The sequence below is a fragment of the Fibrella aestuarina BUZ 2 genome (assembly GCF_000331105.1).
Taxonomy (GTDB): domain Bacteria; phylum Bacteroidota; class Bacteroidia; order Cytophagales; family Spirosomataceae; genus Fibrella; species Fibrella aestuarina.
This window is the reverse complement of the sequence record NC_020054.1, coordinates 4,441,705-4,454,594: the sequence shown is the minus strand read 5'-3', so window position 1 is coordinate 4,454,594 and position 12,890 is coordinate 4,441,705. Positions and strand designations below refer to the sequence as shown.

Sequence of the window (12,890 nt, the reverse complement as noted above, 5' to 3'; positions counted from 1 at the left end):
TGCTGCCAATGACCGACACCCGCTAAACGAACGTTGGTTACACACTGGTGGAGAGGCTTATGGAGCGCACCCGTTGCGGCGCGCCCGTTTGGCTAAAACCCAATGTCAATGACCAACGGCTGGACGAACACCGCCCGGTTCCGAACGTCGTAGCCTGCCCGCAGGCCCACCTCCAGCGGGGTACGTAGCCGCAGGGGGTTGAACACCACCGACAAATCGCCGCCGACCGTCCAGTCGTAGCTGCTGACGGGCACGATGCCCCGCACCACGTTTCGGCTGTCGATCTGCAAAAAGCGGCTGTTCCCCCAGGCGTAATCGGAAAAGAGGTTGCCTTTGAGGCGCTGAATGTACAGCAGACGCGTGATCGACAGATGCAGATCGGCCAGGGGCAGGCGGTAGTCGGCCCCGGCTACCCACAGGTTGTCAAACGAAGTATAGGCCGCGCCGCGCGGGTAGAGCACCGCTGCCCCAAACCGATACAGGTTTTTGGCGTCGGGTGCGCCCCATTGGTACTGGTAGGCACCCCGCAGGCGCAGGCTGTGGTGTTTGCCCAGGCCGGGAACGAAAAGGTTCAGCGTGTTGGCCCATTGCAGGCCGCGCAGTTGCCCCGTCGTTTGAGCAAACGGTGTGCTGCGCAGGCTGGTGCTGCCCGACACGCCCAGGCGGTTGCCCACGTCGCGCCGACTCTGGCGCAGCAGGTAATTGTAACTGGCCCCGTAGAGCAGCGTGTGTAAGATGCCGTTGCCCGTCTCGGTGAAATAGCGCCCCGGCAGTTCGTAGCCGCTCACCGACAGCAGCCCGTAATAGGCAAACAGATTGGCGCTTTGCAAAAACCGCGACCGGGTGAGTTGAAGGGGCAAGCGAATGCCCGCCGTCAGTTCGTTGTACCGCCACGTATCGGTGCGGATACCCGAACTCGGACTGGTTGGGTTGGCGGGGATACTGGTGCGCCGGTTGCCTGTCTGGAAGCCCACATCGAAGACCGGATACAAGCCCTGATAACTCACATTGACGCCCAGCGCACCCGTTTGTTCGCTTTGGTTGTAGGTATAGCCCGCCGTAAACTGCGTGGTGTTGAGCAAATCCCGCGACTGAATACCCACGTTGAGCGATTGCCCGGTCGACCCGAACGTTGGGCCCCAACTGTACGGATTAAAGGCATGGGCAAGCCGCCGGAACCGGCCGGGGGCCGACGTGGGCAGGTTGGGAATCGAATCGGCGGCGACGGGCGGCAGGCGTTGCGCGCCCGCGCTGAGTAGGGGCCCAAAATAGCGTGTGGATTCGGCTGGTGAATCCGCACGTGAAATGTCGGCGGGGGGCCAGGCGGCGGGGTCGAGTGGGGCTTCGGCGACGCGGTAGCCGTGCGTGTCGAAATCTTCGAAGGCCAGCCAGCGACCCGTTGGTGAGACGGTGGCATGGTAAGCCCCAAACGGCCGCGACGTCACCCGCGAGACCGTGCCCGAGGCAATCTCGACAGCATAGACGTTGTCGATACCCGACTGCGGCGAGTTGACCAGTATGTGCGTGTTCCCGTACGATTGCGGGTGGCTCAGGTTCAGGTTGGTAGGGGGGAGCAGCGCCCGTTTTTGTCCTGTTTCGGTGTCGATGAACTCAATGGTTTTCCCCCCTTTCGTCAGCGTCACCGTGACCAGCGTGCGGCCATTGTGCCAGCGCGGGTTTACATAGAAGTCATTGGCCGGGTTGGGCAGCACCGCCAGCTCGCGCCCCGTCTGGCTATCGAGTACAACGAGTTCATTCTGGTAGCTGTCGGTGGTGCGCAGGGCGACGAGGCGGCTGTTGTCGGGCGACAGGGCCACGGCGGTATAGCGGCTGCGGGTCGTCAGCCGACGTACCCGGCCGGTGGCGAGGTCGAGCAGTTTGATTTCGCCGTAAATGCGTTGCAGCCAGCGCGGGTCGTAGCGGTTTTCGATCCAGCAGGCCATCTGCGGCGTGGCCGAGAAGTAGGTAGGCTCGTTGAGTACCAACCCCTGCGTGTAGACGCGTTTCTCCCGGTGCGCCGGATCGTGCCCGTTGCGGCTTAACAAGACCACCTGCTGAATGTCGCCAAGGCCGCTTTTGATGCACAGGATGGTGCTGTCGGTCAGGTATTGGGGGTAACGGTAGTTGGTGAACACCGGTCGGGGCGTTTCGGCTTTTTCCGCATTGACCGGGTACGTTGTTGCGGGCGTAAGCGTCAGGCTATCCTGCCGCCGCTTCCAGGTCTCGATCAGGTCGTTGACGGTTTCTGCGTACAGGTCATCGACGCGCGTGCCGGTGGGGTTTTCGGCCGATTTGGTGGTCTGTTTCAAGCCGTTGGAAAACGAGAACGGGTAAAACGGAAACTGCCTGTAAATCCGGTTGAGCGCGCCACTCCAGGCGTTGGGGCCGTAGGTACGTTTCAGCTTGGTCGTCAGAAAATAGCCCAGTTCGTAGTGGTTGGGTACGTTGTCACGGAAGGAGCCGCCCGTGGCCTTGGCGTAGCTGAAGGGGCGGCGGGTGAGCAGGTTGGTGCGCATACTCAACTCGAAAGCCGGAATCCGGCCCCGGCCCGAGCGGGTCAGGATGGTTTCGGTCCCGACGGCGTCACCTTCCAGAAACCAGTCGGGCGTGACCACGTTCGTCGCGAAGCTCAGCCCCTGGGCACCCAGCAGGTAATACAGCACCTTGCCGTAGCCCTGATACGCCTTTTCGTACTGCACAATGTGACGGTACTCGTGCACGGCCAGCAGATCGAGCCAATTGAGCGTACCGAGCAGGGCCGGGTCTTGCGGTGGCACGGCGTAGAATTCGGCATGGCGCGGAAAGAGGGTGGCGAACCCGTTGCTGACGGTCGTCTGATTCCGCAATACCACCGAGAGCGGGCGGGGGCGTTGCTCCAGACCGGCCCCCACGGGTTCGTAGATCTGTTCGAGCCGTTGGGCCGTCTGTTGGGCGCGTTGCTGGAAGCCATCGGGGTAGATGACCCGAAAATGCGGCGTGTTGAGTTGGTATAAGCGAAGCGAAGCAGGCGGTTGCTCCAGAATGGGCAGGTTCTGCGCGGCAGCCGATAGAGTCAGCAGCAGGGCAAGGGGTAGCAGTTTCAAGTTGGTTGTGTCTAATAGCAAGCCAACAGCGAAGCTACTAAAGTTGCGCCGATTGTGTTCGTCCCGCGGCTGAAGTCGACGTGCGGATTGCCATACGCTACGTCCCGTAAACTATAGTCTATTGTGTCGGTTGGCTATATGAACGCCTCTTAACGCAAAAAAGACAATGAAAGCGGATGAACCCGTATCCCCGCCCGTCCGGCGAGCCGATGCCCGCATCGTCGCCTGGATGGCCGACCACGGCCCCGATTGCCTGCGCCTGGCACTGGGCGTGGTGTTTCTCTGGTTTGGCTTCCTTAAATACTTCCCGGATCTGAGTACGGCCGAATTGCTGGCCGCCCGCACCATCAGCGTGCTCACAGCCGGCCACATGCCTCCAGCCATCTCCCTGCCCGTACTGGCGACCTGGGAGTGTGCCATCGGACTGGGCTTGCTGACGGGTAGACTGATGCGCGTGACGCTGTTCCTGCTCTTCGCGCAGATGATCGGTACGTTACTGCCACTCGCCTTTTTTCCGGACGACACCTGGAAACACCCGTTCGTGCCAACGCTGGCCGGGCAGTACATCATCAAAAATATCGTGCTGATCAGCGCGGGTATCCTGCTGGGCGCTACCGTGCGCGGTGGCAAAGTCATCGCCGACCCCAAAGCCGCCCAGACCGCCGAGCGAATTAAGGAGTGAAAGAAATAAAGAGCGAAAGAGTGCACGAGATAAAGAGTGAAAGGCTAACGCCAGTTCATATGAGTGCGCAGCCTTTCACTCTTTATCTCATGCACTCATTAAAACCGGCTCAGGACTTTTTCGGAAACGGTTTTGCCGATCGAGAGTGATGAGGTGGCGGCGGGGGAGGGGGCGTTGCAGACGTTGACGGCGCGGTCGGTTTCGATGATCGAAAAGTCGTCGAGCAGGCCGCCGGTGCGGTCACAGGCCTGCGCCCGCACGCCCGCGCCGCCTTCGATGAGGTCGTCTTCCTGCACGGCCGGAATCAGTTCCTGCAACGCTTTGGTAAAGGCCGATTTCGAAAACGACCGGTACATTTCGCCCAGCCCCGTTTCCCAGTATTTCATGGCTACCTTCTGGAAGCCCGGCCACGCCAGCGTCTCGAACAATTCGCGCAGGTTGATGTCTGATTTGCGGTAACCCTCACGCTGGAACGCCAGCACGGCGTTGGGCCCGGCCTCCACGCCCCCGTGAATCATGCGGGTGAAGTGCACGCCTAGGAACGGGAAATTCGGGTCGGGAACGGGGTAAATGAGGTTCTTGACCAGGTGGTGTTTTTCGGGCCGGATCTTGTAATACTCGCCCCGGAACGGCACGATTTGCAGGCCGATGGGCTCGCGCTGGGTGAGCTGGGCAATCTTATCCGAGTACAGCCCCGCGCAGTTGACGACCAGCTTGGTTTCGTAGCGGGTTTTGTTCGTCACCACCACGCTCAGGCTATTGCCGGGCGTCAGCTGCTCCACTTTTTCGCCGTAGTGAATCTCGCCGCCGAGGCGCTGGAACACCCGGGCGTAGGCTTCACAAACCTGCGTGTAATCAATAATACCCGTTTGCGGGACGAAGATGCCATCGACACCCGCCACATGGGGTTCGATCTCGCGCATCTCGCCCACCGACAGCCGCCGCAGGCCGCCGAGGCCGTTTTGCTGGCCGCGCTCAAACAGCGTGTTGAGTTGGGGCACCTGTTCGGCTTTGGTGGCCACCACGATCTTGCCGCAGAGTTCGTAGGGCACGTTTTCGCGCTCGCAGAACTCGAGCAGCATGTGGTAGCCGCTGATGCAGTTGGTGGCTTTGAGGCTGCCGGGTTTGTAGTAAAGCCCCGAGTGGATCACCCCGGAGTTGTGGCCGGTCTGGTGGGCGGCTACCCGGTTTTCTTTCTCCAGCACGATCACCGACAGGCCCGGCCGCTGTTGCTTGAGCTGGAGGGCCGTGGCCAGGCCAACAATCCCGCCGCCAATTATGGTTACGTCAGTCATTTTTCAGGTTGCCCCCGCCCGGACGCGGGGGATATGTCATCACTTATAAAAGCTAATCTTTCCCATCGTCACGCTGGGGACGCCCTGGCGGTCGCCGAAGTTAGTGCTGCCACCCGCGAGGGCTTCGTTGGCCAGCACGGCAAACAGAATGGCTTCTTTGGCGTCGCCGGGTATACCCAGTTCGTCGGTTTTGGCAAAGGTACAACCGGGAAGCAAGCGGGCGATGGTTTGGGTGAGGATGGGGTTGTGCGCGCCGCCGCCACTCATGTAGATCCGGGGACGTTGGATGCCAGCCTGTTGGAGCGTTTGCCCGATGGCGTTGGTGATGCTTTCGGCGCTAAAGCGGGTCAGGGTCGCCATCAGATCGTCGGCAGCCAGATCGGTCGTCAGGCTCCGCTGTTGGGCATCCCGAACGTAGGCCATGTTGAACACTTCGGGGCCGGTCGTTTTGGGAAAGGGGTGCGCAAAAAAAGGATGGTCGAGCAGAGCCGCGAGCAGGTCGGTGCTCACGTGCCCCCGGGCAGCCATCTGGCCGTTTTCGTCGTAGGACTTACCCGTATAATGACGGGCGTAGGCGTCGAGCAGGGTGTTGCCGGGGCCGGTGTCGGTGGTGAAGACTACGCCCGCATCGAGCGAGCCGGGCAGGTACGTGAAGTTGGCAATCCCGCCCATATTGAGCAGAATGCGGTCTTCCCCCGCCTGCGAAAACACAAAGTAGTCGCCATACACCGCCAGGGGGGCCCCTTCGCCGCCATGCGCCACATGCCGTTGCCGGAAATCGCTGAGTGTGATGATGCCCGCTGCTGCTGCCACATGGTCGCCGTCGCCAATTTGCAGGGTCGCGTTGGGGTAGCCGGCCCGCCCGTGCTGCTGCTGCGGCGCGTGATAGACGGTTTGTCCGTGGCTGGCCACCAGGTCGACTGCGTCGGCGGGTACGTTCCAGGTACGTAGGCAATCGGTTACCCAGTGGCCGTGTAGCGTGCCGATCTGCTCGTTCAGCAGCGTCAGGTGCTCAAAATCGATTTGTTTTTTGGCGAAAACGGCCCGGATGCTGTCTTTGAAGGGCTCGTCATAAGGCACGGTCGTAAACTGCTCGAGGGTTACGTGCGTGTCGCCGCCGCTACCCGTGATGCGGCAAAGCGCCACGTCGAGGCCATCGAGCGACGTACCTGACATGAGCCCCACGATGCGGCGTTCGGGTTTTTGAGCAATGTCGTACAGACGTTGAAGTTGTGGGTTCATAAACGGGCCAGCGCAGATCAGTCGCCAAAACTAAGGCGCAACACCGCACCGCCCGGTAAAAAGCCGCGCACATTTTTTCGCCAGCCTATTGCTTTTTGGAAAGAATGCTTACTATTGCAGTGTATTAATGATCTAATACACTATGGCGACCATCGAATTAACCAACCTAACCTTTCGCTACGGCCGGAAACCGCCCGTGTTGCGACACCTCTCGCTTCAATTGGAGCCGGGCCATATCTACGGCCTGCTCGGGTCGAACGGGGCGGGTAAGTCGAGTCTGCTGCGGCTGATGGCCGGGCTGTTGTACCCCACCGAGGGTCAGCTACGGGTGAATACCCACGACCCGCGCCACCGCAGCCCGGCGTTTCTGGAAGACGTTTTTTTGCTGCCCGAAGAAACGGATACGCCCTCGATGACGCTCGACACCTACGTGCGAACGCTGAGCGCCTTCTACCCGAAATTCAGCCAGGAGCAGTTCCAGACGTACCTGCGCACGTTTCAGTTGCCCGAGACAATCGGTAAGCTCAACGCGCTCTCACTGGGGCAGCGTAAGAAGGTGTTTATCAGCTTCGGGCTGGCGACCAACACCAGCGTGTTGCTGATGGACGAGCCCACCAACGGCCTGGATATTCCGTCGAAAACGCAGTTTCGGAAGGTGGTATCGGCGGCGCTGGCACCCGACCGGCTGGTACTGATTTCGACGCATCAGGTCCGTGATCTTGACGCGCTGATCGACGCCGTGGTGGTGCTCAATGACCACGAGATGCTGTTGGCGGCCCCGCTGGAGCGCGTTGGGCAACGCCTCCGCTTCGAGCGCCTGGCCGAAACCGTTCCGGCCCGCTTACCTGCCGACGTGCTCTATGCCGAACCGGGCCTGCGCGGGCAACTGGTGGTGCGTGAAAACGACGACCCCACCGACGATACGCCCGTCGACCTCGAACGCCTGTTCAATGCGGCCGTCAACAATCCCCAACGCATCAAACGCCTGTTCTCGACCCAACTGCCATGAACCAGACCTTCTCCTTCACTCGCTTTGCCCGGCTGCACCGCTGGCTCTGGGCCACCAAAGGCCGAACGTACCTGATCGGTGTTGGCGCCCTGCTTACGGTCTGTGTACTATACTTGTCGCGCCTGATGGCTACCGATAAGATATTCTTCAATGCATTTGATAATCAGACCAATTTCGCCGTCTTTCTTTTTCTGGCCATTGTGCTGGTAGCGGGTATGGGTAGTGACGTATTCAGCGCGCTGTTTCGGCAGGAGTCGGCGATTGCGTACCTGATGATCCCGGCCTCCCGCACCGAAAAATTCTGGCTGGGGGTTCTGTATTGTCTGCTGGCGCTGGCGGTCTTTATCGGAATCTATTTCGGTTATGAGGCGGTCGCCTTTTCCGTTGCCAACACCCATCTCAAACCGGGACAAACGCATTACACGTCGTCGCTGGTGTTTTTTGGGCCGGGCAAGCACTCCGACGGGAGCGCTTTGTTTTTCAGCCTGTATGCCTTTTTGCTCTGCCTGGCCCTGTGCTTGCTGGGCAGCTTTTATTTCCGTCGTGGCGTGCTGGTCCGAAACGTTGGTGTTGGCATTGTGGCCTTCGTTGGCTTCTTCGTGCTGTATCAGTTTATCACCGGGCTGGTCTTCCGCGGCCTGGAGGTGCACGTTAGTTTTCCGTTTGGCCGCCTTACCGTGGTCGACAAGGCTAATTATCAGCAGGTTTTTCTGCCGGGTTGGGTTAGCTGGTTGGTGTATGGGGCCATCGTGCTGATGCTCTGGATTACGACGCGGGTTCGGTTCAACGAAATAGAACGCTGATGATCATGGAATTCACCGATAAGCAACCCATCTACCTGCAAATCGCCGAATACATGGGCGAGCAGATTCTGCAACGTACCTGGCCCGCCGGCGAACGGATTCCGTCGGTGCGCGAGTTGGGCTCGTCGCTCGAAGTAAACCCCAACACGGCGATGCGGGCCTTTGATTTCCTCCAACAACAGGGCATCATCTATAACAAACGGGGTATGGGCTACTTCACCGCCGACGAGGCTCCTGCCTTGGTGCTGACGATGCGCCGAACCCGCTTTCTGGAGCAGGAACTGCCCGACGTATTCCGCACGATGCAGTTGCTGGGCATCAGTATCGCCGACCTCGAAACCCGTTTCAATGCCTTTCAACTGACTACCCCATGAAAACCAGCAGTAAACTTCTTCTCGGCCTCTTGTTGGGGCTGGTGGTTGCCACGTTCGGAGCCACGATTTCGCTCCGGCGGCAATACGATGCCCTCGACAAATCAGACAAATACGGGCGCTGGAAAAAGGTGCCTCTGGCGGCGTTCCGGGCCATAAAAATCAGCGGGCCGTTTGAGCGAAGCGTGGAGATCGAACGGGCTGCCACCACGCGCCTGCTGGTGGATACGCTCAGTGTCGGTACTGACACAAAGGCTGGGTACGTCGCCAACGTAGTCAACGATACGCTTTTGCTCACATTGAAACCCGAACCACAACGACGCCCGTCAACTGACTACGAAGGGGCCTATCGTCCGGCGATTCGGGTGCAATGTCCAGCACTGACCAGCCTCACAACCATTGACGCTTCAGCGCAGCTAAGTGATTTTGCCGGGGCTACCCTGACGCTCACTCAACTGGGCAAAACGGGTGATCTAAGCCTGAAGAAAGTACAGTTTCAACAGCTCACCGCTTTATTAGCAGGTAAAAATCATCTGACGATCGCTAAAGACGGTAATCGGATCGAGCAGGCCGCAATCACCCTGCGGGACAGCAGCTCGCTGCATCAATACAACGAGTTCAGCAAAGGCTTTACGCTCGATGCCGCGCCAGGTACGTCGCTGCAACTGACCGGCAAAGCCATGGCGCAAGTGAGGAAATAGCGTTTAATGTTTAACGTCTGAGAGGGTTAAGGTTGGCTGACGCATGAGTAATTGCGCGTCAGCCAGCCTTACCCCTCAAACATTAAACACTGCCTCGATTTCCGCCGCCGCCAAGGAGCTTGGCAAAGAGCCAGATAACGACACCAATGACCAGGATAACGGCGATGGCGCCCGTCCAGGCACCTGCCTTGAAAATGCTGCCGATGGCCTCGCAGCTACTCATGGTGAGCAGCAGCATAAACAGAAACGAAAACAGGGTGTAGCGTTGCAGTAGCGTCTTCATAGAGTAGTGTGTTTTAACAGGTTGTGCAAAAAGCAGAACCCCTTCACTCCGATAGTGTTTGGCGAACCCGCCTGAACGCCCCCTTTTTAACGCGTTTTCAATAAGAAGAGCTTTCGCTCATGGCGCCCGAGGACTTCGGGACATCCGGTTGCCGGGTAGACCTTGTCGCCGATGAGCGCCCGGCCAACGTGAAGAAGGCCCACGCCAGCAAAGACATACCGGCGAGGATGGCAATGACCGTGGCCAGTACCATAAAAACGGGCAGTTCACGGTAAAGGCTAAGGCCAGCCACGGTGAGTAGCGCCCCCATAAACAGAGCCAGATAGAGCGAGTGGCGGGCCAGCTTTTTCATAGGTCAGTTGCTCGGCCGTAGCCGAACGGGTTACAGCGAGAGAACGCCACCTAAATTGAGAATGTTGCTACTCGATTGGCCGGGCCGGGCTATTTAACAGCAATTAAATTTGGGATGAAAATGCCCTAAACAGGCACTTAGCCAGAAGTTAAAAACAGGTGCCTCAGCTAGTAGCAAACGCTCTACCTTTGTGGGCGTAACCGTCTGCGTCGTCACTTGCCGAAGTCAACCATCCCCGCTACCACACTCGAATCTGTGGAACAGCCCACGCTGTACACGCTCCCGTTCTGGCTGCTATGCCTGAGCAACTTCTTGTTTTCTGCCAGTTTTTCGATGATGATTCCCGAGTTGCCCGACTACCTGACGGGTCTCGGCGGGCGCGAATACATCGGTTGGGTGATTGCGCTGTTTACGCTCACGGCGGGTATTTCGCGACCCTTTAGCGGTAAGCTCACCGACACCATCGGGCGGGTGCCGGTGATGGCGTTCGGGGCGCTGGTGTGCTTTGTTTGCGGGCTGCTATACCCCTGGCTCATCACGGTTGCCGGGTTCCTTACCCTCCGCCTCGTACATGGTTTCTCAACCGGCACCAAACCCACCGCCACCTCGGCCTACGTCGCCGACGTGGTCAATGCGCACCGACGGGGCGAGGCGATGGGCGCGCTGGGGCTGTTTACGGCCACGGGCATGTCGCTGGGGCCGGTAATTGGCTCATTCCTGGTCAACAACGCGTCGATGAACACCATGTTCTACACGTCGTCGGCGTTTGCGTTGCTGTCCATCCTGATTCTGATGCGCCTGCCCGAAACGCTCGAAAACCGTCAGCCATTTCGGTTTAGTCTGCTGCGCCTGCGCCGCGACGAGTGGTTCGACTGGGGCGCACGGCAACCCTTTTTCGTGCAACTGCTCAACTCCTTTGCCTCTGGGGTGGTTATCACCCTGGCGCCCGCGCTCAGTGCCTCGGTGGGCGTGACCAACAAAGGGTGGTTTTTCGCGTTGTATACGCTGGCTTCCCTGCTCATTCGCCTCACGTTGGCCAAGTCGTCGGATCGCTACGGACGGGTGCCGGTGCTGATCGGGTCAACGACCGTGCTGGCCATTTCGCTGGTGATGCTGGCCCTGACCGACTCTGTCTGGCTGTTTTTTGGGTCGGCTATTCTCTACGGCTTCGCCTGGGGGATGAACTCGCCCACCTTACAGGCCTGGACGGTCGACGTCAGCGACGAAGCCACGCGGGGCCGGGCGATGGCTACGCTCTATATCGCCCTCGAAGCAGGCATCGGGTTAGGGGCGGTAGCTGCCGGTTGGTTCTATACGCATCACCCGGCCGACGCTATTCCGCTGGCCTTTGGGCTGGCGGCTGTGCTGGCGGTGGTCGGCGTTGGCTATCTCTGGAAAGTCAACCGGTTCACAGTCTAGCGTTGTCAGTTGGCTGACGCCTCGCCTCACCCCATTGTTCACTAAACAGCAACCGTTAAACGGTACACTCCTTTTATGATTCGCATTTTTCAGCAGGACGAGGCTGCCGTACGGAAAATCCGGGATATCGATTCGTTTCAGGATACGGAACGAACGCTCTGGGTCGATTTGCAGAACCCGACACCCGACGAAATTCGGAGTGTGGAAGAGAAGTTCGACGTCAGTTTTCAGAGTCAGCAGGAACAGGCCGAGATCGAGAGCAGCTCGCGGTACATCGAAGAAGATGAGTTGCTGGTGGCCAACTCCAACTTCCTGATTCCCGACCGCGACAATCAGTACCGGACGGTGCCGGTCAACTTTCTGCTGAAAGACGACGTGCTGTTTACGTACCGTTTTGCCGATCTAAAATCGTTTGCCGATATGGTGAAGCGGATCAAGTTAAGACGGGCGTCGTTTACCGATGGGGCGCAGATCATGATTGCCATTTTCGAGTCGCGCATTGACTACGACGCCGATCTGGTTGAATCGCTGTCGAGCCGGGTAAAAGCCATTAACAAACAGCTGGATCTGGACGCGAAACTCGACCGCGAAATGCTGCTGCAAATCAACGACTTCCAGGAACTGACCATGTCGATTCGGGAAAACGTCGTCGATAAACAGCGCGTGATTTCGGCGATGATCCGCTCCGACGGCTGGTTCACGCCCGAAGAGCAGGCGCGGTTACGGATCGTGATCAAGGATATCAGCTCGCTCATCGACCACACCAATTTTATCTTCGAGCGGCTCGAGTTTTTGCAGGATACCTTTCTGGGTCTGGTGAATCTGGAGCAGAACAACATCATCAAGATCTTCACCGTCTTGTCGCTGGTGTTGCTCCCGCCCACGCTCATTGCCAGCATCTACGGCATGAACTTCGCCAACATGCCTGAGGTCTCGTGGCGCTACGGGTACGCCTTTGCGCTCGGCCTGATGCTGCTCTCCTCCGGCATAACGTACCTGTTCTTCAAGAAGAAGAACTGGCTGTAAAAGCGAATGATGAGGTATAAATGATGAATGATGAATTGGGCTGACGCGGCACCATCCGGCGTCAGCCCAATTCATCATTCATCATTTATACCTCATCATTAACTTCTTATCCCCGCTCGTCGCTGAGGTATTTGCGGAGCATCCAGGCCATTTTTTCATGGGCTTCCATCAGGCCGGTGAGGAAATCAGCCGTGCCGGCGTCACCCAGTTTTTCGTCGGTCGTTTCCACGTCTTCGCGCAGTTCGCGGATTACCTGCTCGTGGTCGGCGAGCAGCCGTTTGAACATCTCCTGCGTCTTGATGTGGCCGTCGTGGTCTTCTTTCAGGCTCGAATTTTTGATGTAGTCGGCCATCGTTGCCAGCGGGCGACCACCCAACTGCCGGATACGCTCGGCAACCAGATCGATCTCTTCTTCGAGTTCGTTGTACTGCTCCTCGAAAAATTCGTGGTACTCTTTGAAGCTAGGTCCCGACACGTCCCAGTGGAACTTGCGGGTTTTGATGTATAGTACGTGAAGGTCAGACAGAAAGGCGTTCAGGATTTCATTGTCTTTTTTGAGCACGTCCTGATCGAGGCCAATGTTGGGCTGCATAGCGTGTTGCGGATTTAATTTGGTAATCGAGT

At 58.5% G+C, this 12,890-nt stretch carries 13 protein-coding genes; 7 read left to right on the top strand and 6 right to left on the bottom strand.

Annotation, left to right across the window (positions count from 1 at the left end):
- Window positions 1–92 precede the first annotated feature (92 nt).
- Entirely contained in the window at window positions 93–3,083 is a 2,991-nt protein-coding gene (locus FAES_RS18205) for a TolB-like translocation protein (RefSeq protein WP_041258079.1), read from the bottom strand.
- Window positions 3,084–3,249: 166 nt separating this feature from the next.
- On the opposite strand from FAES_RS18205, the gene FAES_RS18200 reads away from it, so the two are divergent.
- Window positions 3,250–3,765, top strand: a complete 516-nt coding sequence (locus FAES_RS18200; RefSeq protein WP_015332701.1) for a DoxX-like family protein — start codon at window positions 3,250–3,252, stop codon at window positions 3,763–3,765.
- A 98-nt stretch (window positions 3,766–3,863) separates the two neighbouring features.
- On the opposite strand, the gene lhgD is transcribed toward FAES_RS18200, so the two are convergent.
- Together lhgD and FAES_RS18190 are read right to left on the bottom strand one after the other, a co-directional pair.
- Window positions 3,864–5,060, bottom strand: a complete 1,197-nt coding sequence (lhgD, locus tag FAES_RS18195; RefSeq protein ID WP_015332700.1) for an L-2-hydroxyglutarate dehydrogenase — start codon at window positions 5,058–5,060, stop codon at window positions 3,864–3,866.
- Between the two features lie 39 nt (window positions 5,061–5,099).
- A complete protein-coding gene (locus FAES_RS18190; protein ID WP_015332699.1) occupies window positions 5,100–6,302 on the bottom strand; it encodes an anhydro-N-acetylmuramic acid kinase in 1,203 nt (400 codons plus the stop codon).
- Between the two features lie 142 nt (window positions 6,303–6,444).
- Between FAES_RS18190 and FAES_RS18185 the strand changes: the two genes are divergently transcribed.
- The 4 genes from FAES_RS18185 to FAES_RS18170 are packed head-to-tail and all read left to right on the top strand — an operon-like array spanning window position 6,445 to window position 9,186.
- Window positions 6,445–7,311: an ABC transporter ATP-binding protein gene (locus FAES_RS18185; protein ID WP_015332698.1), complete on the top strand. Its 867-nt coding sequence runs from the start codon at window positions 6,445–6,447 to the stop codon at window positions 7,309–7,311.
- Window positions 7,308–8,114, top strand: coding sequence for a hypothetical protein (locus FAES_RS18180; protein WP_015332697.1), 807 nt, complete (start codon window positions 7,308–7,310; stop codon window positions 8,112–8,114). Before FAES_RS18185 ends, FAES_RS18180 begins: the two co-directional genes overlap by 4 nt.
- Window positions 8,115–8,119: 5 nt before the next feature.
- Window positions 8,120–8,488: a GntR family transcriptional regulator gene (locus tag FAES_RS18175; protein WP_041259143.1), complete on the top strand. Its 369-nt coding sequence runs from the start codon at window positions 8,120–8,122 to the stop codon at window positions 8,486–8,488.
- Complete coding sequence (locus tag FAES_RS18170) at window positions 8,485–9,186, top strand: hypothetical protein (protein ID WP_015332695.1); 702 nt, start codon at window positions 8,485–8,487, stop codon at window positions 9,184–9,186. Before FAES_RS18175 ends, FAES_RS18170 begins: the two co-directional genes overlap by 4 nt.
- Before the next feature lie 82 nt (window positions 9,187–9,268).
- Here FAES_RS18170 and FAES_RS18165 read toward each other — a convergent pair whose 3' ends face one another.
- Window positions 9,269–9,469, bottom strand: coding sequence for a hypothetical protein (locus FAES_RS18165; protein ID WP_015332694.1), 201 nt, complete (start codon window positions 9,467–9,469; stop codon window positions 9,269–9,271).
- 97 nt (window positions 9,470–9,566) lie between these two features.
- Complete coding sequence (locus FAES_RS18160; RefSeq protein ID WP_015332693.1) at window positions 9,567–9,821, bottom strand: hypothetical protein; 255 nt, start codon at window positions 9,819–9,821, stop codon at window positions 9,567–9,569.
- 216 nt (window positions 9,822–10,037) lie between these two features.
- Here FAES_RS18160 and FAES_RS18155 point away from each other — a divergent pair, with 216 nt between their 5' ends.
- Entirely contained in the window at window positions 10,038–11,240 is a 1,203-nt protein-coding gene (locus FAES_RS18155) for an MFS transporter (RefSeq protein ID WP_015332692.1), read from the top strand.
- Between the two features lie 75 nt (window positions 11,241–11,315).
- Entirely contained in the window at window positions 11,316–12,266 is a 951-nt protein-coding gene (gene corA / locus FAES_RS18150) for a magnesium/cobalt transporter CorA (protein WP_015332691.1), read from the top strand.
- Window positions 12,267–12,372: 106 nt separating this feature from the next.
- Here corA and FAES_RS18145 read toward each other — a convergent pair whose 3' ends face one another.
- On the bottom strand, window positions 12,373–12,858 hold the full coding sequence (locus FAES_RS18145) for a Dps family protein (RefSeq protein ID WP_015332690.1): 486 nt from the start codon (window positions 12,856–12,858) through the stop codon (window positions 12,373–12,375).
- Window positions 12,859–12,890: the final 32 nt, after the last annotated feature.